Annotated in this window: 15 protein-coding genes, 2 tRNA genes and 3 rRNA genes; 13 read left to right on the forward strand and 7 right to left on the reverse strand. The window is 37.2% G+C overall.

Going from position 1 to position 21,471, the window contains the following annotated elements:
* Position 1: 1 nt before the first annotated feature.
* Both kynU and BST93_RS05015 read right to left on the reverse strand, forming a co-directional pair.
* Positions 2 to 1,264 carry a kynureninase gene (gene kynU, locus BST93_RS05010; RefSeq protein WP_105018311.1) on the reverse strand — a complete coding sequence of 421 codons (1,263 nt, stop codon included), beginning with the start codon at positions 1,262 to 1,264 and terminating at the stop codon, positions 2 to 4.
* Complete coding sequence (locus BST93_RS05015) at positions 1,257 to 1,955, reverse strand: selenophosphate synthetase (protein WP_105018312.1); 699 nt, start codon at positions 1,953 to 1,955, stop codon at positions 1,257 to 1,259. Before BST93_RS05015 ends, kynU begins: the two co-directional genes overlap by 8 nt.
* Positions 1,956 to 2,063: 108 nt before the next feature.
* Here BST93_RS05015 and BST93_RS05020 point away from each other — a divergent pair, with 108 nt between their 5' ends.
* From BST93_RS05020 to BST93_RS14155, 3 genes are all read left to right on the forward strand, one after another.
* A complete protein-coding gene (locus BST93_RS05020; RefSeq protein WP_105018313.1) occupies positions 2,064 to 3,347 on the forward strand; it encodes a multidrug effflux MFS transporter in 1,284 nt (427 codons plus the stop codon).
* Positions 3,348 to 3,464: 117 nt separating this feature from the next.
* The gene (locus tag BST93_RS05025; RefSeq protein WP_105018314.1) at positions 3,465 to 4,415 is read left to right on the forward strand and encodes a hypothetical protein; all 951 of its coding nucleotides are present in this window, start codon (positions 3,465 to 3,467) and stop codon (positions 4,413 to 4,415) included.
* A gap of 48 nt (positions 4,416 to 4,463) precedes the next feature.
* Positions 4,464 to 5,360 carry an early set domain-containing protein gene (locus tag BST93_RS14155; protein WP_181072544.1) on the forward strand — a complete coding sequence of 299 codons (897 nt, stop codon included), beginning with the start codon at positions 4,464 to 4,466 and terminating at the stop codon, positions 5,358 to 5,360.
* A gap of 84 nt (positions 5,361 to 5,444) precedes the next feature.
* Here BST93_RS14155 and BST93_RS05035 read toward each other — a convergent pair whose 3' ends face one another.
* Positions 5,445 to 6,341: an anti-sigma factor gene (locus BST93_RS05035; RefSeq protein WP_105018315.1), complete on the reverse strand. Its 897-nt coding sequence runs from the start codon at positions 6,339 to 6,341 to the stop codon at positions 5,445 to 5,447.
* 123 nt (positions 6,342 to 6,464) lie between these two features.
* Here BST93_RS05035 and BST93_RS05040 point away from each other — a divergent pair, with 123 nt between their 5' ends.
* The 9 genes from BST93_RS05040 to BST93_RS05080 all read left to right on the forward strand — a co-directional run bounded on the left by BST93_RS05040 (position 6,465) and on the right by BST93_RS05080 (position 17,657).
* A complete protein-coding gene (locus BST93_RS05040; RefSeq protein ID WP_105018316.1) occupies positions 6,465 to 7,166 on the forward strand; it encodes a response regulator in 702 nt (233 codons plus the stop codon).
* Positions 7,166 to 8,665, forward strand: coding sequence for a sensor histidine kinase (locus BST93_RS05045; protein WP_105018317.1), 1,500 nt, complete (start codon positions 7,166 to 7,168; stop codon positions 8,663 to 8,665). The genes BST93_RS05040 and BST93_RS05045 overlap by 1 nt, the downstream gene beginning before the upstream one ends.
* Before the next feature lie 446 nt (positions 8,666 to 9,111).
* Positions 9,112 to 10,637: ribosomal RNA gene (locus BST93_RS05050) — 16S ribosomal RNA — on the forward strand.
* A gap of 116 nt (positions 10,638 to 10,753) precedes the next feature.
* Positions 10,754 to 10,827, forward strand: a tRNA-Ile gene (locus tag BST93_RS05055).
* Positions 10,828 to 10,960: 133 nt separating this feature from the next.
* A tRNA-Ala gene (locus tag BST93_RS05060) sits at positions 10,961 to 11,034 on the forward strand.
* Positions 11,035 to 11,174: 140 nt separating this feature from the next.
* Positions 11,175 to 13,987: ribosomal RNA gene (locus BST93_RS05065) — 23S ribosomal RNA — on the forward strand.
* Between the two features lie 80 nt (positions 13,988 to 14,067).
* Positions 14,068 to 14,175 (forward strand): 5S ribosomal RNA (rrf, locus tag BST93_RS05070).
* The 16S, 23S and 5S rRNA genes sit together here with 2 tRNA genes alongside, the layout of an rRNA operon.
* A 78-nt stretch (positions 14,176 to 14,253) precedes the next feature.
* The gene (locus tag BST93_RS05075) at positions 14,254 to 16,779 is read left to right on the forward strand and encodes a zinc-dependent metalloprotease (protein ID WP_105018318.1); all 2,526 of its coding nucleotides are present in this window, start codon (positions 14,254 to 14,256) and stop codon (positions 16,777 to 16,779) included.
* A 140-nt stretch (positions 16,780 to 16,919) separates the two neighbouring features.
* Positions 16,920 to 17,657, forward strand: a complete 738-nt coding sequence (locus tag BST93_RS05080) for a hypothetical protein (RefSeq protein ID WP_105018319.1) — start codon at positions 16,920 to 16,922, stop codon at positions 17,655 to 17,657.
* Here the strand turns inward: BST93_RS05080 and BST93_RS05085 are convergent.
* Both BST93_RS05085 and xrtF read right to left on the reverse strand, forming a co-directional pair.
* Positions 17,643 to 18,083 carry an exosortase F system-associated membrane protein gene (locus tag BST93_RS05085; RefSeq protein WP_181072546.1) on the reverse strand — a complete coding sequence of 147 codons (441 nt, stop codon included), beginning with the start codon at positions 18,081 to 18,083 and terminating at the stop codon, positions 17,643 to 17,645. The genes BST93_RS05080 and BST93_RS05085 overlap by 15 nt on opposite strands.
* Entirely contained in the window at positions 18,067 to 18,618 is a 552-nt protein-coding gene (xrtF, locus tag BST93_RS05090) for an exosortase family protein XrtF (protein ID WP_105018321.1), read from the reverse strand. Before xrtF ends, BST93_RS05085 begins: the two co-directional genes overlap by 17 nt.
* A 72-nt stretch (positions 18,619 to 18,690) precedes the next feature.
* Here xrtF and BST93_RS05095 point away from each other — a divergent pair, with 72 nt between their 5' ends.
* The gene (locus tag BST93_RS05095) at positions 18,691 to 19,146 is read left to right on the forward strand and encodes an XrtF-associated fRMsr-like GAF protein (protein WP_105018322.1); all 456 of its coding nucleotides are present in this window, start codon (positions 18,691 to 18,693) and stop codon (positions 19,144 to 19,146) included.
* Here the strand turns inward: BST93_RS05095 and galE are convergent.
* Both galE and BST93_RS05105 read right to left on the reverse strand, forming a co-directional pair.
* Positions 19,143 to 20,159, reverse strand: coding sequence for a UDP-glucose 4-epimerase GalE (gene galE, locus BST93_RS05100; protein ID WP_105018323.1), 1,017 nt, complete (start codon positions 20,157 to 20,159; stop codon positions 19,143 to 19,145). The genes BST93_RS05095 and galE overlap by 4 nt on opposite strands.
* 99 nt (positions 20,160 to 20,258) lie before the next feature.
* A complete protein-coding gene (locus BST93_RS05105) occupies positions 20,259 to 21,401 on the reverse strand; it encodes an acyl-CoA dehydrogenase (protein WP_060523164.1) in 1,143 nt (380 codons plus the stop codon).
* Between the last annotated feature and the right edge of the window lie 70 nt (positions 21,402 to 21,471).

Genomic DNA, 21,471 nt, shown 5'->3' on the forward strand with positions numbered 1-21,471 from the left:
TTTACATTTCTTCTTTAAGAATATTTACAAATTTCCAGCAATCCTCATAGTTATTATATAAGGGAACAGGTGCTATACGTATTACGTCGGGTTCTCTCCAGTCAGCTATCACACCGCGAGCACTTATAGATTCAAATAGTGATTTATCTGCATTCTTAACAGCTAGTGATAATTGACAACCTCTTTGACTGGATTGTGTAGGTGTTATAATGCTTATTCTATCTGAATTGATTTGTGTTAACAAGAATTCTAGATAATTGGTAAGTTGAATTGACTTATTTCTCAGATTATGAAAACCTGCTTTATTGAATAATTCTAAGCTCGCCTTTACCGCAGCCATACTTAATATAGGAGGATTTGAAAGTTGCCAGCCTTCGGCGCCGTAGATGGGATCAAAATCATCACGCATTTTGAATCTAGTTTCTTTATTGTGTCCCCACCATCCGGTAAATCTGGGCAGTTCATTATTTTGAGCATGTCTTTCATGTACAAAGCAACCACCTAAACTTCCTGGTCCACTATTTAAATATTTGTAAGTACACCAAACAGCAAAATCGGCACCAGAATCGTGAAGTCGTAAATCAACATTACCGGCTCCATGTGCACAGTCAAAACCTACTAATGCTCCATGTTGATGTCCTAATTGAGTAATTTCCTTTAAATTAAAGAACTGTCCAGTGTAGTAGTTTACCGCACCTACCATTATAAGAGCGATTTCATCTTTGTTCGTCTCTAGCAAATGTTTTAAATCTTCTAGATGAGGAGTGTGCTCTCCCTTTCTAGGTTTCCATTCAATTATAGCTAGGTTAGGATCGTATCCATGAAAGCTTGCTTGTGATGCCACAGCATATCGATCACTGGGAAAAGCATCGGCTTCAATAATTATTTTAAAACGTTTTGGCGTAGGTCGATAAAAGCTCACCATCATCAAATGTAAATTTGTGGTAAGTGTATTCATTATTACTACTTCATGTGGATGAGCACCCACAATAGTTGCCATATTCTTAGTTAAAAACTCATGATAAGGCATCCATGGATTTTTGGCATGGAAATGACCTTCAACTCCTAGACTTGCCCAATCTTCAAGTTCTTGATTTAACTGACCTTTTGTGGCTTTAGGTTGTAACCCTAGAGAATTTCCACAAAAATATATGCTGTTTGTGCCATCGGTGTGTTTAGGTATGTGAAAGCTTTCGCGAAAGCGAGATAATTCATCTTGTTGATCTAATTCTAGTGCGTAGGTTAGGCTGGTATCTTTATTCATTTGATTTGATTACCTTAATATCTGAAAAATAAATATTTGTGTCGCCATCTAAAGTGATATGGTTTGTGGCGATGTTTAATCCCTCATAACTTTGATAGTCTTCAAAAGTAGTTTGCATGGTTGGTAAACTATCATTTTCTTTTCTATAGGTCCACTCTCGAACGGTATTATTTTGGTCATAATACAGGTCATAGGCGTCACCTGGTGTGTAACCTACTTTATTATCATATAAAATGGTGATCATGTTCAGGCTATCCTTTGATATAGGAGCTTGTTTAATAATAGGAGTTGATAAGGTCGTTCCTTTATCCCAAACTAATTTGAATTGTGGTAATAGCCAATACACATCATTGATAAATGCTTGATCAGCGTTTAGGGCTGTACTATCCATTTTTTTATTTCTATAGTAAACGACTTCCTTTTGTTTGGATTTTAATTTGATGAGACCTGATTTAACATTCCATGTCCAATTTCTATCCATTATCTTTTCTCCAAAGCGACTTACATTGAATGTGAATTGTATTTCTTCAACATCATCCCAAACTGATAATCCGGTAGACTGTGCGATTTGCTGTGCAGGAGTTAAGCTGGTTTCTTCATTGTTAGTCTTCAATGTTTCATCCACGTTGCTGTTATTATTTTTACAGCTTAATAAAAGACTTGCCACAAGAGCAAAAAATACAATTCTCATAGTATCTGTTTTGATTGTCTAAAAATACAAAGAACGATAGTTTATGAAATGGTAAAGCTTTATTAATTACCAAGAGTAAGCTATGTCAAAAAAGTACTTTTGTACTTTATGGCAAAGAGAGTATATAAAGGGCAATTATCTTCAGGTAGAAGACTGGGTATTATACTGGTGTTAGGTAGTTTAATCGCTATTGGACCTTTTTCTATCGATGCATATTTACCTGCTTTTAAACAAATAGCTGGAGACTTTAAGGTAGATGTTAATGCTATAAGTCTTACGTTAACTACCTACTTTATAGGTATAGGTCTAGGGCAGCTCGCCTACGGGCCATTGATGGACCGTTTTGGTAGGCGTAAACCTCTCATTGTTGGACTTGTTTTGTATATAGGTACAAGTCTAGCTAGTGCTTTTGCCTATGACGTGATAGCTCTCGCAACATTGAGATTTTTTACAGCACTAGGTGCATGTGCAGGTATGGTAGCTAGTAAAGCGATAGTAAGAGATTTATTTGATGAAGAGGAAGTCGCTAGCGTGCTGTCCAATTTAATGTTAATCATGGGTATTGCACCTGTGATTGCCCCTGGAATAGGTGGATGGGTAGTGACTCATTTTCACTGGCAAATAATTTTTTATGGTCTAGCAGGTTTTGCAACACTTATGTTGTTTAATATTATCTTTTTTCTCCCAGATAGTGTAACTCCTAATCGTGCTACTAGTTTAAAACCGGTTCCTGTGCTTAGAGAATATTGGACTATTTATAAAAATAAAGCCTTTTTTCTCTTCAGTACCACACGTGGATTTATCATAGGAGCTCTACTTGGGTATGTGGCTGCAGCTCCTTTTATTTTTATGGAGTTTTTTGAAATGTCAAAGACTGAATTTGCATTTGCCTTTAGTAGCAATGCTGCAGGTCTAATTGCAGGTAGTCAAATAAATCGTTTATTTTTAAAACGATACACGACTTTTGAGATAACGTATGTGGTGAGTGTTTTACTCATTGTTTTTACAGGTGTATTGACAATACATTTGGCGACTATGACACCTGAATTTTGGATCGTATACCCATCTTTATTCTTAATGATGACGGCTATCGGATTTCAAAACCCCAATGCAACTGCTCTGGCTCTTCAGCCATTCACTGCAAAGGCTGGTAGTGCAAGCGCATTTGTAGGAGCCGTTAGTATGATTTACGGTTCACTGGCTAGTTGGTATGTGTCTAAATTTGTCAATGATGCTCTTTTGCCTCTTGCATTATTACTGTTGGGTTGTGCTGTTTTTGGTCACCTTGCTGTCGAGATTTTTAGAATTAAATATGCTCGAGGTTATCAATTTGCCAAAAACTACCTCAAACACCCTTACAAAGCAATCAAACGAGAAGATAATTATTCTTAAGTACGCTTTCGCGAAAGCGTACTATTAAACTAATCCCTAGCATAAATACTAGGAATATGAAATATAGATGTAACAATCTATAACAGCTCTAGTCTTTAAAGTACCAAAAGACTAGATATGAAAATATTACCGTGGTTGTTGTTTATGACAACATGGATGTGTGTTTGTAAAGCATATTCCAATGATTTAATTGTTGAAGAAATTTCATTCCCAGAGGCAACGAAACTAAGTGATAACACCTTGCGCATGCCATTTAAATTTGCTGGAAGATTGATAACTGTACAAGCAAAGGTTAATGGAGAGTCGGGTCCTTTTATTATTGATACAGCATCCTATGGACTGGTACTTAATAAACGAATTTATAATAAAATAGCTACGGCAGGTAGAACAACGTATTCTATTGAACGAGAAATTCCCAATGTACAGGGAATTGCGGTATACAGTTTTAATATTGATGGTTTTAAAATTAATTCCAAAAATGCAGATGTAGTAGATTTAAGCCATATTGAAAAAGAAAAACATACCGCTATTAATGGTATAATAGGATACGATACATTTAGACGATTTGAACTATATATTGACTTTTATTTGGAACAGATTACCTTTTTTAAGATCGATAGAAAAGGCAATCGTATTGATGAGAAATATTTAACCGAACAAATAGTAGACTCCTTAAGTTTTAAACGGCGCAAGCACTCGATTATTCTTGATTCCAATATTAATGAGATAGATGTTACCTTTGTTTTGGATACCGGAGCAGAAATAAATCAATTAAGCAACAAATTAGATTCATTAGTTTATAAAAATTTTCAACCTCTCAAAAGATTGGAGTTAATGGGAATGGATGGTGGTAAGAAAGAAGTGATTGCTGGAGTTTTCAAAAATCTAAAGTTTACTAATGCTGTACAGAATGAAGAAATGCCAACTGTATTATCAACTATGACCTATGCAGCAAATGCATACGGGACTCAAGTGGATGGTGTTTTAGGATTTTGGTTTTTAAGAAATCGTAGAGTTTTAATTAATTATCGTAAAAAGAAATTGTTTTTTACAAAGTGGCCTGAATAAATGAAGCTGTTTATCACTCTTTTAATTTTTTTTATCAGTCTCATGATTATGGGACAAGATGATTATGGTTATAGAATTGATGGTGAGGATATCGTATTTAAATTTGATGTACGGGACTATTCGATGGTTACTATAAATGATACACAAGTTAAACTTGATCTTTCTGATATAAACATAAAGAAAGTAGCGGTAGCTGGAACCTTTAATAAATGGGCTAAGAACGACTGGAAACTCAAGAATATAAAAAACGGTGTTTATGAATTGAGGAAAAAGATTAAATATTTAAATACCGATAGTGGAGCTTCATTTAAATTCGTAATTAATGATAAGTTTTGGGTTGAGCCACCTGCCATTGCGCCCAATCGTGAGCAGCTTACCTTGGATGATATTTTTGTAAGTGTTTATAATTTAAAATTGAATGAGATTAAGGAGTCTGAAAATGGAAATCATACATTTTATTTATACGGTTATTCAAACGCTCAACGGGTAGTTGTCACAGGTACATTTAATAATTGGGATGAAAATGAATTTGAGTTGGAATGTAAAGACGGTTACTGGGAACTTACCTTAGATCTACCAATAGGAACGCATGAGTACCGATATATTGTAGATGGCCAGTGGATGAGAGATCCTCATAACCCTAAGAAGAAGCCCAATGAATACAATGAATTTAATAGTGTAATAACTAAAAGAAAATTACAAAAATTTAGATTGAAAAACGTTGATTTTAAAAAGGTATATTTAGCAGGTGATTTTACAGACTGGCAAAATAACAAGCTTCAAATGAATTTGATTAATGGGTTTTGGGAAATAGAAATACCATTAACACGAGGCGTTCATCATTATAAGTTTATAGTGGATGATATTTGGATAGTTGATCCCATGAATAAAAGTGTTCAATATGATAAACATGATCATGTTAACTCTGTAATTCTTATTAAGTAAAACTCTTCTTCTTTATATAACATCAAAAACGCCTTTCAACGGAGGTGTTGAAAGACGTTTTCTCACTAACCAACCAATAATTAATTATTCACGTACAACGCTCCCAGTAGGAAATGTTGCAGCAACATTATTATTAAAGTTTTGTGTATTGGGTGCTGTCATAGAATTGGCAATTGCCGCAAGAGGTTTTAGAGTGAATGGAGCAGGGCTGTTGTCTGGAACAGGTTCTACAGTAATTACAACATTTCTTCCAACTACGCTAAATGGTAAAGACTCACCCATTGGTAAATTGTTAAAAAAGTCTTCTCCAGGAACTGGTGGACCTGCATTGTTTTGAGTTCCTGAGAACGGGTTGCCTGAATCTCTAGTATCAAAATCGGTAAAGGTTCCTGTTGATATAGGACCGGCGTCGCCTACTACCCAACCTTCATAAATCCATCCACCTGGTAAAACGGGTAATGTAAAGTCGGCAGTTGGAGGCATTCCAGGTAGACCGAACCATACACCGCTTTCGTCATTACCATTGTTTCCCATTGTCTCATCGGTAGGAGTTCTCAGGAAGAAGGAACCACTAGCATTAGTAAAATCTCCAGGAGCTGGTCCAAAGTTAGTGTCCACAAGGGCTGTTGTCCCAGTGAATGCGCCAGCTATATATTTACTATCAGCAGGATTGGGACTTGGATCTGGATCAGGCTCAATGGTAAGGATAAAGGCAGTTGCAGCGTCCAAATCATTTGAATCGATTTCGAATTCGTTTTGGCTTAAGTCTCCATTAGCATCAACATCAAATGTACCTGTACTTATAGGAGTACCATCTACCATAACCCAGCCTTCATATTTAAAATCGTTTCCTAAATCTTCTAATCCTTGAAGATTAATAGTTAATGTTTTTGTTTGAAGTTCAGCATTTGAATCATCGTCATTTGAACAGCCTACTATCGAGAGTAAGCCCAGGATAAGATATGAGAAGTTTTTATTCATGATTAAAAGTTTAATTTTACTCTACAAACTAATGATAATGTTATCTCAATCCTGTCACGTAAAATTCAACTTTCATATTTTTTATGTGATTCTTTTGTGATAAGGATAAGTTTAATTTGAATTATGGAGTATACAATTCTTATCGTAGAAGATGATATAGAGATAATAGATCTTCTTACTATTCACATGAAGGATCTAAATGCAAATGTGCATGTCGCAGATAATGGTAGGCTTGGCTTGAGAAAGGCAATGGAGTTCGACTATGATTTAATTCTATTGGATTTATCAATACCTGAATTAAGCGGGATAGAAGTTTGCAAGGAATTGAGAAAAACTAAAAACACTCCTATAATTATGGTTACTGCAAAATCCGAGGAGATTGATAAAGTCCTAGGTTTAGAAATTGGTGCAGATGATTATATAACCAAGCCATTTTCAGTAAGAGAATTGAAGGCTAGAGCAAAAGCTGTTATGAGAAGAACTGATATAAGTAATAAGAAAACAGAAAATGCCTCAAGTAATGAAATGGTTTTTGGTGATTTAATTTTAAATGTTGAAATGAGACGTGTAACCTTAAATGGGCATAAAGTGGAATTATCACCTAAGGAATTTGATCTCTTAATTTTATTAGCAAGTCATCCTGGTAGGTCTTACAGTCGATCAGAGTTACTGGATGTTGTTTGGGGTTATAACTTTTCTGGTTATGAACATACAGTAAATAGTCATGTCAATAGATTGAGAGCCAAAATTGAACCGGATATGTCAAATCCATTATATGTATTGACCACTTGGGGAATAGGTTATAGATTTAATGAAGAAGTGTAATGACTACTGGTAAACAATCTACATTAACTCCACGACTAGTATTTAAACTATGGATAGCACTTTCAGGGTTAATCATAGGAATGGCATTTTGTTTTATTGTGATTACTAATTATTACTCAAATCAACATCATCAAGCTACGCAACAAGAGATTCACGCTCCATTAGCCCAGCATTTAATAGAAGAAAAGTTTGCCACAACTTCCGCTTTTAATCAGGATGGTTCTGTTAATAAGGAGGTCTTTGGGAGTTTAATGCACGATATGATGGCAGTGAATAGAAGTATTGAAGTTTACTTGCTGGGTCTAGATGGTGAAGTATTATATTCTGTGGTACTAGATCATAGTCCTGGAGAACCATCTAGGTATGTTGATGTTGCTCCGATTGAAAATTTTGTAAATACTAACGGTAAAAATTTTTGTTTAGGGGATGACCCTAGAGCTACGGGAGAAAGAAAAATTTTCTCAGCAGCCAGATTAACCAACCAACTCAAAGATGGTTACATATATATTATACTATCAGGAGAGGCTTATCAATTGGCGAGCAACAATATTTTTCAGAAATACATAAAAAGTTTTGGATTGGGTGCTATAGGCTTGACAACTTTCTTCACTTTGTTGGTAGGTTTTGTTTCTATTTGGTTTTTAACTAAAAACTTAAGAAAAATCACCTCTGTAGTCCAACGATTTAAGGAAGGGGATTTTAATGCGAGAATAGAAAACGCAGATAAATCTGATATCAGTGTTTTGGCAAATACATTCAACACAATGGCTGACACGATTTGTCAAAATATTGAGGAAGTTAAAAAAGTTGATTCATTAAGAAGGCAGCTTATAGCGAATGTGTCACATGATTTAAGAACACCATTAGCAATATTAAAAGGTTATTCAGAAACATTATTAGAAAAGAAACATTTGCTTTCAGAAGGAGAGAAACAGAAATATTTAGAAATTGTCAACTCTAATAGTGATAAGCTTTCTAGATTAGTGGAACAATTATTTGAGTATTCTAAATTAGAGGCTAAACAGGTGAAACCAGAAAAAGTAAAGTTTTCAATTACCGATTTGTGTCTAGACTTAGTATCTAAGTACCAATTAAAATCCAAAACGGAAAATATTGACTTAATATTTAATATTGAAAAAAAGGAAAATATTCTAGTGTACGCTGATATCGGATTAATTGAACGGGTTTTACAGAATCTAATAGACAATGCTTTTAAATTTACAAAGGCCGGTGGGGTAATTACTTTAGATTTGGATAAATCTAAGTCACAAAATAAAATAAAAATTTCTGTTGGCGATTCTGGCATAGGAATTAAAGAAAGTGATCAATTGATGATATTCGATCGATTTACGCAAAATGATTCTCAAAATAGATTCACAGGTGCAGGTATAGGATTGTCGATCGTTAAAAAAATTCTTGAACTACATGATTCAATTATTAGGGTCGACAGTAAGATTGGTAAAGGCACAAAGTTTACGTTTCATCTTCAAATGAATTAAATTATAAGAACGCTTTAAACAGTTTATTTACGGTAATATAAAAATTTTGATTTTTTTATTTTGTAAGTAAATGATTTGAAGGTGTTTGAGGACGGGTTGTGATTTTTTTCAAATTTTTTGTCGTAAAAGTTTGTTTGGTAAGAAAAAGTGTGTGTATATTTGCACCCGCTTTGGGAAACAATGATGTTTACATAAAGCGATAGTTCTTCAAAAAGGTTGGAAATATTTGTAGCGGATTGTGAGGATTTCGCATCAAATTTTCGGTCTAGATATTTTGAAGTAGTTCATTGAAAATAATGATTGACAGCACAGCGATACTGTTTTTGTATTGATTAATACAAAGGCAAGTATTGGTAAGAAAATAAAAATAGACACATGTACGCTAATTGAGGGTTCTTAAAAGAGGTTTTTGGAGTTATTCTAATAAATGATCTTTAAAAGATTCTACGATGAAGAGTTTGATCCTGGCTCAGGATGAACGCTAGCGGCAGGCCTAACACATGCAAGTCGAGGGGCAGCATAGATAGCTTGCTATCTGATGGCGACCGGCGCACGGGTGCGTAACGCGTATACAACCTACCTATTACTGAGGGATAGCCCGAAGAAATTTGGATTAATACCTCATAGTATTATAAGATGGCATCATTTAATAATTAAAGGTTACGGTAATAGATGGGTATGCGTCCTATTAGCTAGATGGTGAGGTAACGGCTCACCATGGCAACGATAGGTAGGGGTCCTGAGAGGGAGATCCCCCACACTGGTACTGAGACACGGACCAGACTCCTACGGGAGGCAGCAGTGAGGAATATTGGACAATGGAGGCAACTCTGATCCAGCCATGCCGCGTGTAGGAAGACGGCCCTATGGGTTGTAAACTACTTTTGTACGGGAAGAAATACAGTCACGTGTGATTGTTTGACGGTACCGTAAGAATAAGCACCGGCTAACTCCGTGCCAGCAGCCGCGGTAATACGGAGGGTGCAAGCGTTATCCGGAATCATTGGGTTTAAAGGGTCCGTAGGCGGGTAATTAAGTCAGTGGTGAAATGCAGGGGCTCAACTCCGGCACTGCCATTGATACTGGTTATCTTGAATTATTGTGAAGTGGTTAGAATATGTAGTGTAGCGGTGAAATGCTTAGATATTACATAGAATACCGATTGCGAAGGCAGATCACTAACAATATATTGACGCTGATGGACGAAAGCGTGGGGAGCGAACAGGATTAGATACCCTGGTAGTCCACGCCGTAAACGATGGTTACTAGCTGTTTGGATCGATTGAGATCTGAGTGGCCAAGCGAAAGTGATAAGTAACCCACCTGGGGAGTACGTTCGCAAGAATGAAACTCAAAGGAATTGACGGGGGCCCGCACAAGCGGTGGAGCATGTGGTTTAATTCGATGATACGCGAGGAACCTTACCAGGGCTTAAATGCAGTATGACAGATTTGGAAACAGATTTTTCTTCGGACATATTGCAAGGTGCTGCATGGTTGTCGTCAGCTCGTGCCGTGAGGTGTCAGGTTAAGTCCTATAACGAGCGCAACCCCTATTTCTAGTTGCCAGCACATAATGGTGGGGACTCTAGAGAGACTGCCGGTGCAAACCGTGAGGAAGGTGGGGATGACGTCAAATCATCACGGCCCTTACGTCCTGGGCTACACACGTGCTACAATGGTAGGGACAGAGAGCAGCCACTTCGCGAGAAGGAGCGAATCTACAAACCCTATCTCAGTTCGGATCGCAGTCTGCAACTCGACTGCGTGAAGCTGGAATCGCTAGTAATCGCATATCAGCCATGATGCGGTGAATACGTTCCCGGGCCTTGTACACACCGCCCGTCAAGCCATGGAAGCTGGGGGTGCCTGAAGTCGGTGACCGAAAGGAGCTGCCTAGGGTAAAACTAGTAACTGGGGCTAAGTCGTAACAAGGTAGCCGTACCGGAAGGTGCGGCTGGAACACCTCCTTTCTGGAGTTCCTGAAATAATGGAACGAAACAAGGGATAGTTTCAAGACCTTTAACACTCAATTAGTGTGTGTTTATTTTAAAAAGCAAGTCAATCAAGAAATAGTCGCAAGACACTCAGTCTCATAGCTCAGCTGGTTAGAGCGCTACACTGATAATGTAGAGGTCGGCAGTTCGAGTCTGCCTGAGACTACGATGTCTTAGGTAGTTATTGAGTAGATAATTATAGCTAAGAGATAAAGTTCATTTATAGAATTTTAATGGAAATTCTAGAGGTTGAGGATTCTAAATTCGATATTCTAAATTCAGTATTTAGGATTCGTCATGGGGAATTAGCTCAGCTGGCTAGAGCGCCTGCCTTGCACGCAGGAGGTCATCGGTTCGACTCCGATATTCTCCACGAATGATTAGTAGAGATTAATCATTAAACGTTCATTGACATTTTGAAAAGATCAAAACGAGCATTAGTTCTAATATTAATTAGGATTAATACAAGATAGAAAAAATAATATTACTATATATCGTTGTATAGTAATAGGTATCATAAGCAAATAAGGGCGTATGGGGGATGCCTAGGCTCTCAGAGGCGATGAAGGACGTGATAAGCTGCGATAAGCTGCGGGGATTGGCACATACGATGTGATCCGCAGATTTCCGAATGGGGCAACCCGGCATGTTGAAGACATGTCACCAGTAATGGAGCAAACCCGGTGAACTGAAACATCTAAGTAGCCGGAGGAAGAGAAAACAATAGTGATTCCGTCAGTAGTGGCGAGCGAACGCGGAAAAGCCCAAACCAATTAGGTTACGGCCTAATTGGGGTTGTAGGACTACAATATTTGATGCTAAAAGAATAAGAATCCTTTGGAAAGAGGAGCCAAAGAAGGTGATAGCCCTGTATTGGTAATTTTAGTTATTGATAGTAGTATCCTGAGTAGTGCGGGGCACGGGAAACCCTGTATGAATCTAGCGGGACCATCCGCTAAGGCTAAATACTCCTGAGAGACCGATAGTGAACCAGTACCGTGAGGGAAAGGTGAAAAGAACCCTGAATAAGGGAGTGAAAAAGAACCTGAAACCATACGCTTACAAGCGGTCGGAGCCTTCGGGTGACGGCGTGCCTTTTGCATAATGAGCCTACGAGTTACCGTTGCTAGCAAGGTTAAGTGTTTCAGACACGGAGCCGTAGCGAAAGCGAGTCTGAATAGGGCGCTATAGTTAGTAGTGGTAGACGCGAAACCGTGTGATCTACCCATGGGCAGGGTGAAGCTGTGGTAACACACAGTGGAGGCCCGAACCGGTTGACGTTGAAAAGTCTTCGGATGACCTGTGGGTAGGGGTGAAAGGCCAATCAAACTCGGAAATAGCTCGTACTCTCCGAAATGCATTTAGGTGCAGCGTTGATTTAGTTTTATAGAGGTAGAGCTACTGATTGGATGCGGGGGCTTCACCGCCTACCAATTCCTGACAAACTCCGAATGCTATAAAATGATGATCAGCAGTGAGGGCATGGGTGCTAAGGTCCATGTCCGAAAGGGAAAGAACCCAGACCATCAGCTAAGGTCCCCAAATGTATGTTAAGTTGAAAAAACGAGGTTGTACTGCTTAGACAGCTAGGATGTTGGCTTGGAAGCAGCCATTCATTTAAAGAGTGCGTAACAGCTCACTAGTCGAGCGGTACGGCATGGATGATAATCGGGCATAAACATACTACCGAAGCTATGGACTCCATTGAGAGTGGTAGGAGAGCATTCTAATTGTGTTGAAGGTGAACTGTGAGGTTTGCTGGAACGATTAGAAACGAAAATGTAGGCATAAGTAACGATAAAGGGGGCGAGAAACCCCCTCACCGAAAGACCAAGGTTTCCTCAGCTATGCTAATCAGCTGAGGGTTAGTCGGGTCCTAACGCGTACCCGAACGGGGAAGTGGATGGATAACAGGTTAATATTCCTGTACCTGCTCACAATAAAAGTGACGGAGGTGTGAATTTGGTGCGTACTGACGGAAATGTACGTTGAACCAACTGTTAAGGTTGGGATAGTACCACAAGGCTACGGCTACGTGGATAATCCAGAGGAGCAACTTCCAAGAAAAGCAAGTGAAGCAGCCCGTACCGTAAACCGACACAGGTGGTTGGGATGAGAATTCTAAGGTGCTCGAGTGATTCATGGCTAAGGAACTAGGCAAAATAGACCTGTAACTTCGGGAGAAAGGTCCCCTATTTAATAGGGCGCAGTGAAAAGATCCAAGCGACTGTTTATCAAAAACACAGGGCTCTGCAAAATCGAAAGATGAAGTATAGGGCCTGACACCTGCCCGGTGCTGGAAGGTTAAGAGGAGGGTTTAGCTTCGGCGAAGATCTGAATTGAAGCCCCAGTAAACGGCGGCCGTAACTATAACGGTCCTAAGGTAGCGAAATTCCTTGTCGGGTAAGTTCCGACCTGCACGAATGGTGTAACGATTTGGATACTGTCTCAGCCATGAGCTCGGTGAAATTGTAGTATCGGTGAAGATGCCGATTACCCGCTACGGGACGAAAAGACCCCGTGCACCTTTACTATAGCTTAGTATTGATTTTGGATAAGTAATGTGTAGGATAGGTGGGAGACTATGAAGTGACGTCGCCAGGCGTTGTGGAGTCATTGTTGAAATACCACCCTTTGCTTATTTGAAATCTAACCCAGAAATGGGGACATTGCTTGGTGGGTAGTTTGACTGGGGTGGTCGCCTCCAAAAGAGTAACGGAGGCTTCTAAAGGTTTCCTCAGCACGCTTGGTAACCGTGCGTAGAGTGCAATGGCATAAGGAAGCTTGACTGAGAGACATACAGGTCGATCAGGTTGGAAACAAGAGCATAGTGATCCGGTGGTTCCGCATGGAAGGGCCATCGCTCAAAGGATAAAAGGTACGCCGGGGATAACAGGCTGATCTCCCCCAAGAGCTCACATCGACGGGGGGTTTGGCACCTCGATGTCGGCTCGTCACATCCTGGGGCTGGAGAAGGTCCCAAGGGTTGGGCTGTTCGCCCATTAAAGTGGCACGCGAGCTGGGTTCAGAACGTCGTGAGACAGTTCGGTCTCTATCTGTAGTGGGCGCTAGAAATTTGAGTGAATCTGACTTTAGTACGAGAGGACCGAGTTGGACTGACCGCTGGTCTACCAGTTGTTCCGCCAGGGGCATTGCTGGGTAGCTACGTCGGGAAGGGATAAGCGCTGAAAGCATATAAGCGCGAAACCCATCACAAGATGAGATTTCTTTAAAGGGTCGTGGGAGACTACCACGTTGATAGGTCATAGGTGTAAAGGCAGTAATGTCATAGCCGAGTGATACTAATTACCCGTAAGCTTAGATACCTCTATCTACTTGTATTGATTTTGAACTTTTCAAAATGTCAACATATACAGTTGGATTATTTTAATTTAACTGAAACCTTTAAGGTGGTTATAGCAATGGGGCTCACCTCTTACCATTCCGAACAGAGAAGTTAAGCCCATTAGCGCAGATGGTACTGCATTTGTGGGAGAGTATGTCGCCGCCTTCTTTTAAAACCCTTATCAATTTGATAAGGGTTTTTTGTTGTGGTAAACTTTGTTAACGATATCTTAGGAACTTCTTAAATATGTATGGTGTATTTTTCTTGAAATTTATAATTCATGAAAAAATATCTTTTTTGAGTTTACTTTCCTTAGTATTGATTACTACCCAAGGCTGTAGTACTTCTTCGAAAGCAAAAGGCTCAAAATCTCAAGTTGTTGCTAGTTCTAAAAGCAAAAAGAAAGGAGGTATGCAACCTTACAACAAGGTAATTACCTCTAAAGCTCAAACCGACCCAGGTCTTTTCTCTGTACACTTTTTGGAGGATAAATACTATTATGAAATACCCGATTCTTTATTAAATAGAGAGATGTTGATGGTGACGCGGATTGCAAAAACTGCTTCTGGAATTGGTTTTGGTGGCGGTAAACAAAATACTCAAACCTTGAGATGGCAACGAAATAAAAATGATATCTTGCTAAGAGTTGTTTCTCATCAGATTGTAGCTAACGATTCTTTACCAGTAAGTTTAGCGGTTGAAAATTCTAATTTTGAACCAATCCTTTACAGTTTTCCAATTAAGGCAATTAAAAAGGATAGTTTATCTAATAACCTAGTCATTGATGTTACTAATTTTTTCAATAAGGATGTTAAGGCGATTGGATTTCCTCAAAACTCTAGAAAACGCTACAAAATAACTAGGTTAGATGATAGTCGTTCTTATATTGACACCTTAAGATCTTATCCACTCAATATAGAATCGAGGCATGTTAAAACATATTTTTCCTCTGATCCACCATCTAATTCAAGTGTTCAATCAATATCACTTGAAATTAGTAATTCAATGATTTTGTTACCTAAAACGCCTATGAAGCGTCGTTATTTTGATCAACGTGTAGGATGGTTTGCAAGAGGTCAACAAGATTATGGATTAGATGAACAAAAAACCAAAACTGTTCGCTATTTAGATAGATGGAGATTAGAAGTTAGAGAGGAAGACAGGCAAAAATTCCTTAATGGAGAGTTGGTTATTCCTAAAAAGCAAATTGTTTATTATATAGATCCGGCCACTCCGCAGAAATGGAGAAAATTTATCAAACAGGGTATTGAAGACTGGCAAGTGGCATTTGAGGCAGCTGGGTTTAAAGAGGCAATTATCGCTAAAGACCCACCAAGTAAAGAAGAAGATCCGGATTGGAGTCCTGAGGACGTGCGTTTTTCAACAGTAAGATACCTAGCATCACCTATACCTAATGCTAATGGACCTCATGTGAGTGATCCTAGAAGTGGTGAGATTCTTGAAAGTGATATTAACTGGTATCATAATGTAATGACTCTTTTACATAATTGGTTCTTCATTCAAACTGCGGCAATTAATCCTGATGCCAGAATGAATAAATTTGATGATGAAGTTATGGGTAGGCTCATAAGATTCGTTAGTGCACATGAGGTTGGTCACACGTTAGGACTACCACATAATATGGGAAGTTCAATAGCTTATTCTGTTGAAAATTTAAGGGATGCAGAATTTACCAAAAAATATGGTACTGCACCATCTATAATGGATTACGCAAGATTTAATTATGTAGCTCAACCGGAAGATGGTGATGTTGCCCTTATGCCTAATATTGGTCCGTATGATAAATATTCAATCATGTGGGGTTATAAACCAATTTTAGATAAGACAGCCGAAGAAGAGAAGAAAATATTAGATTCCTGGATAAATGAAAAAGCAGGCGATCCTATGTACCGTTTCGGAAGACAGCAATTCGGTGTTGTTGATCACACTAGTCAAACGGAAGATCTTGGTGATGACTCTATGAGAGCTAGTGAATACGGTATCAAAAATTTACAGCGCATTGTTCCTAATCTAATCGAATGGACGGGTGAAGAAGGTGAAAATTATAGTGAATTAAAATCTATGTACGATCAGTTATTAGGACAGTATAATCGATACATGGGCCACGTAACTGCCAATATTGGTGGGGTAAAAGAAACATATAAAGCTTATGGTCAACAAGACGGAGCTGTATATGAGCATGCGAGTAGAGATAAGCAAACGAGAGCTATGAAGTTCTTAAACGAGCAATTATTTTCAACACCAGAGTGGTTAATTGATCAAAATATTTTCAATAAAATTGAATCTGACGGTGCAATAGAAAGAATTAGAGGTGTTCAAACTAGAACCCTTAATAATTTATTGGATTTTGGTAGAATGTCAAGATTAATGGAGAATGAAGAGGTTAATGGTTCAAACGGATATGGTTTATTAGAAATGATGAATGATCTTAGATCGGGATTGTTTAGTGAGTTGAAACGCGGACAAAAAATAGATCGATATAGACGTAACTTACAACGTGCTTATATAGAACGTTTAGAATTTATAATGAATAACGAACAACCTAAATTACCAGCTCGAGTAAGAGCGTTTGCTGGTCAAAGTAGTGTTGATGTTTCTCAAAGTGATATAAGACCAATTGTTAGAGCTCAACTTAAAACATTATTAAGAGATGTTACAAGAGCTTCTAATCGAACATCAGACGAGATGACTAAATACCATCTAAATGATTTGAAAGAACGAATAGATGATATTCTTAATCCAAATGATTAGTTTTAAATTTTACTAGAAAAAAAGGTATGATGAAAATCATACCTTTTTTAATTTAACAATGTATTTATTTGTATTTAAGGCTTAACTTGTCCTATGGTGGTATTTTTTAAATGTAATTCATTCTTATAAATATTAAAATATTGAACAAAGCTCTTATCGCCTTTTTTTTGAGTATATTTTATTCCGCCTACGGCGCTTCTCAATCTTGTGTTTGTTTTAGAGAAAATATTGCTACAGATTACAAAAATGTTGATTTTATCGCTCATGTACGCATAAATGAAGTGTACTATAACTACCCTATTGAGAATCAAGATTACGTACGTTTTGATATTTTAGAAATATTAAAAGGTCCAAAAAACAACTCTATGATTATACAACAAGAAGTTGGTAACAACATCAATAACGATAAATGTAGATTGTATCTAAAAGCAAATGATGAACTTTTGATATTCGGAAATTTGGATAACGGGCAACTAATTTCTAAGCCTTGTCTAAGAAATAAGTTTGCTATGGATTCAGGTTTTGTGACAGAATTGAATAAGTATCGTACGCTTCGTAAACATCATAAGCTGATTACAGATTCTAGGACTTTTTGTACTCAATTCAATGATAATATACAGTTTAGTACTACTCTACAAAATATCCTCATAAAATCTAATTCAAAATTGATTGGAATTTATGCAGTCGTTTTCAATGATGATCAAACTATCAATAAAACAGAAGTAGTTGAGTCTCTATCAAGGGAAATTGATGTAAAAATCCAAATAGCCCTTATAAAGTCATCTTGGGCGCAATGTGCGGTTAATAACAATAATAAATTCATTGTTGTTGTCCACAAAACATCTGATGAAAATGGAACTAGACTATTCTTGCACTAACTTTTTATTTGATAAAAAATAAAAGCCTGCCGTAAGCACAAAGAGTAATAATGGATGAATTAAAAAACGCCTGATATAAAATATTATCATCTTTGACGAGTCTGGAGATATGTGTAAAAGTGTAATAAAGGAAGTCATTAAAATAATATAGGCAAATACATAAACCCATAGCGCTGCCTTTATATAATCTAATTTTTTATACAAAAGCCCAATAATACCCAATGAAATAAGGGAATTAATAGCGTAACGCAGGGTCGTATAAAATCCTGTTGTAACTATATTAATAGATGGCAAGCTCATGTTTTGAAAATCTGATAGATAGAATTGTTTTAATTCATCTATAAATAATAAATCTTCAAAAACTCTTACACTTATTAATAACCCGATTAATAGAATAATTAATAAGTATCTATATAGTTGGTACATGTTTGGATTTTGGTTTTTTGAGCCAATACAACCACAATAAAACAGTGGTTCCATAGATTATAGCTGGAAAAATTATCTCATGGGACACATGAGTAAGGGTCGGATAATCGGCATAGATAATTCCTAATAACACCAATCGGGTAAGGTTGATAGCGTATATTATAACTACTCCAATTAATAGAAATAGTATAGTTTTTTTCCACGCTTTCGCGAAAGCGAGAATAAACGCGCAAAACAAGATCATAACACTTACTGCATTACATCCTTCAATAATTCTAAATAAGAGTTGTTCATTAGAGTAAACAGCTACAGATGGATGTCCTGCACTATTCATCGTTTGCGCATTATACCCTGTTAAACTTAATAACTCTTGTGTCTGGAAACTTATTTGAGAAGTAATTGGATCAGGATAGTGATAACTGCCATAATCAAAACTCAAATAGAAATAATAGATGATTGAGAGCCCGATATACAGTCCTCCAAAAACGGCAACAAATTTAAACACAGGTATATAAGATCTAAGTGATGAAAGCATTTGTATATTCTATGTTAAAACTGTTAAGTAATCAGCTGTGGATATTAGTTTTGTAGCTTCAAAAATACTACAATGAATATAAACGAATTGAAACCAGCTGTTCTTAAAATCATAGGAAGTTCTAATGGTACGGTAAAGGATAAAATGCAAGCGGTTTGTGAATTGCTTCAAGTTAACCTGGAAACTTACGATTGGGTTGGTTTTTATATGGTTCATGAGTCAGAACCTACATTGCATTTATGGGCACAAGCTGGAGAGCCTACTGACCATACGGTTATTCCATTTGGTAAAGGTATTTGTGGGCAAGTGGCTGTATCTAATCAAAATTTTGTAGTTGACGATGTTACTGCACAGGATAATTATATAGCTTGTAGCATATATGTAAAAAGTGAAGTGGTAATTCCAATGTTTAAAAATGGTAAGAATATAGGTCAAATTGATATTGATAGCAATACACCAAAAGCATTTGACGAAAAGGACGAACGTTTTTTAGAATGGGTAAACGAACAAATTGCAGCTATCATTTAAACCTTGCGAATAGCTTTTTCCCATTCCCAAGCACTGGATAATGCAGATTCCAAGGAATGCACGGCTTTCCAATTTAAAATATTATTAGCCTTGCTGGTATCCGCATAAGCTTCAATCACATCACCTGGTCTACGATTCACTATTTTATAGTTGAGTTCTAGACCAGTTGCTTTTTCAAAGGTTTTCACTACTTCTAGTACTGTATTACCAGTGCCTGTACCTATATTAAAGGTTTCAAATTTAGATTGTGAATTATTATTCAATAGTCTTTCAAGTGCAGCTATATGAGCCTTGGCTAGGTCAACCACATGGATATAATCTCTGATAGCAGTTCCATCTCTAGTAGGATAATCTTGTCCAAAAATAGAAAGCTGCTCTCTTATTCCTATGGCAGTTTGAGTAATGTAAGGAACAAGATTTTGAGGAATGCCATTTGGTAATTCGCCGATTAGGCAACTCTCATGAGCTCCTATAGGATTAAAATATCTTAGACTTATACATTTGAAAGTAGAACTTGTTTTACAAAGATCATTAATTATTTCTTCACCTATTTGCTTAGTATTACCATAGGGAGAAGCTGCTGGTTTTATAGGAGCTTCTTCTGTGATAGGCATAACATCTGCTTGTCCATATACGGTACAAGAAGAACTGAAAATAAAAGAGATGTCCTTATCCTTAAGTTGTTGAAGTAAATTTACTAATGCATTAATATTGTTTTCGTAATAGAGTAAAGGGTTCTCTACACTTTCACCTACTGCTTTAGACGCTGCAAAATGAATTACTCCGTCTATATTTTTTTCTTTAGTAAACAGATTGTTAACTTGATTTTTGTCTCTTAAATCAATTTGATAAAAGGAAGGTTCTTTTTTAGATATTTTCTTGATTCTATCCAAAACATCTTTACTAGAATTAGATAAATTATCGATGATTACAACCTCATAATTTAATTCCAGTAGTTCTACAACAACGTGTGAACCTATATATCCTAAACCGCCTGTTACTAATATTTTCATAAAAGCAAATGTAAACGAACTTCTCTACATGAAGTAACCATAAACAAAAAATGCTGCTCACACAGGAACAGCATTTCTTATCAAAATATAAGGGGAAAATTAATCTCTAAGTAAAGCTCTTGAAATTACGATTTTCTGTATTTCACTTGTACCTTCATAGATTTGAGTGATTTTTGCATCTCTCATTAAACGCTCTACGTGATATTCCTTCACATAACCGTTACCACCATGAATTTGTACAGCCTCTACACTAGTTTCCATAGCAACCTGCGATGCAAATAATTTTGCTGCCGCACCACTTACATCATAGTTATTACCCATGTCCTTATCCCAAGCACTTTGCATTACCATGTGACGTGCTGCAGTAATATTGGTATACATATCAGCCAGTTTAAAGGCGATTGCTTGGTGGTTACAAATTTCTGTACCAAAAGCTTTCCTTACTTTAGAATAATCTCTAGCAAGTTCATAAGCTCCACTTGCTATACCCAAGGCTTGAGCAGCAATCCCTATACGACCACCAGATAAAGTTTTCATGGCAAATTTGAATCCAAATCCATCTTCACCTATCCTATTTTCTTTAGGAACTTTTACATCATTAAAAATTAATGAATGAGTATCACTACCTCTAATTCCTAATTTATCTTCTTTAACACCGATTTCAAAACCGTCCCAACCTTTTTCTACAATAAAAGCGTTGATTCCACGGTGTTTTTTCTCGCGATCGGTTTGTGCAATTACTAGGTAATAGTCTGCGGTACTTCCGTTAGTGATCCAGTTTTTAGTACCATTAAGTACATAATGGTCACCTTTGTCAATAGCAGTAGTTTTTTGTGAAGTTGCATCACTACCAGCTTCAGGCTCACTTAAACAAAATGCACCTATAGATTCACCTGTTGTAAGTTTAGTTAAGTATTTTTCTTTTTGAGCTTCGTTACCGTAAGTATCCAGTCCCCAACAAACTAGTGAGTTGTTAACCGATACGATCACAGATGCACTTGCGTCAATTTTTGAAAGCTCTTCCATCACAAGGACATAAGAAATTGTGTCCATTCCACCACCACCATACTTAGGGTCGGCCATCATACCTAGAAATCCTAGTTCACCCATTTTTTTTACCTGTTCTGCAGGGAATCTTTGGTGAGTATCCCTTTCTATAACACCAGGAAGTAATTCTGTACGTGCAAAATCTCTTGCCGCATCTCTAATCATTAAATGCTCTTCAGTAAGGCCAAAATCCATGATAGTTCTATATTGTTTGAGTTATTTTTAAGTTTGCAAATTTAACTTGTTTACACCTTTTTACCTCATA

The organism is Nonlabens tegetincola (genome assembly GCF_002954355.1).
GTDB classification, from domain to species: domain Bacteria; phylum Bacteroidota; class Bacteroidia; order Flavobacteriales; family Flavobacteriaceae; genus Nonlabens; species Nonlabens tegetincola.

Bases quoted from the DNA above. Each gene is read 5' to 3' on its own strand.
- kynU (WP_105018311.1), bottom strand. From the start codon at position 1,264: ATGAATAAAGATACCAGCCTAACCTACGCACTAGAATTAGATCAACAA.
- BST93_RS05015 (WP_105018312.1), bottom strand. From the start codon at position 1,955: ATGAGAATTGTATTTTTTGCTCTTGTGGCAAGTCTTTTATTAAGCTGT.
- BST93_RS05020 (WP_105018313.1), top strand. From the start codon at position 2,064: ATGGCAAAGAGAGTATATAAAGGGCAATTATCTTCAGGTAGAAGACTG.
- BST93_RS05025 (WP_105018314.1), top strand. From the start codon at position 3,465: ATGAAAATATTACCGTGGTTGTTGTTTATGACAACATGGATGTGTGTT.
- BST93_RS14155 (WP_181072544.1), top strand. From the start codon at position 4,464: ATGGGACAAGATGATTATGGTTATAGAATTGATGGTGAGGATATCGTA.
- BST93_RS05035 (WP_105018315.1), bottom strand. From the start codon at position 6,341: ATGAATAAAAACTTCTCATATCTTATCCTGGGCTTACTCTCGATAGTA.
- BST93_RS05040 (WP_105018316.1), top strand. From the start codon at position 6,465: ATGGAGTATACAATTCTTATCGTAGAAGATGATATAGAGATAATAGAT.
- BST93_RS05045 (WP_105018317.1), top strand. From the start codon at position 7,166: ATGACTACTGGTAAACAATCTACATTAACTCCACGACTAGTATTTAAA.
- BST93_RS05075 (WP_105018318.1), top strand. From the start codon at position 14,254: ATGTATGGTGTATTTTTCTTGAAATTTATAATTCATGAAAAAATATCT.
- BST93_RS05085 (WP_181072546.1), bottom strand. From the start codon at position 18,083: ATGTACCAACTATATAGATACTTATTAATTATTCTATTAATCGGGTTA.
- xrtF (WP_105018321.1), bottom strand. From the start codon at position 18,618: ATGCTTTCATCACTTAGATCTTATATACCTGTGTTTAAATTTGTTGCC.
- BST93_RS05095 (WP_105018322.1), top strand. From the start codon at position 18,691: ATGAATATAAACGAATTGAAACCAGCTGTTCTTAAAATCATAGGAAGT.
- galE (WP_105018323.1), bottom strand. From the start codon at position 20,159: ATGAAAATATTAGTAACAGGCGGTTTAGGATATATAGGTTCACACGTT.
- BST93_RS05105 (WP_060523164.1), bottom strand. From the start codon at position 21,401: ATGGATTTTGGCCTTACTGAAGAGCATTTAATGATTAGAGATGCGGCA.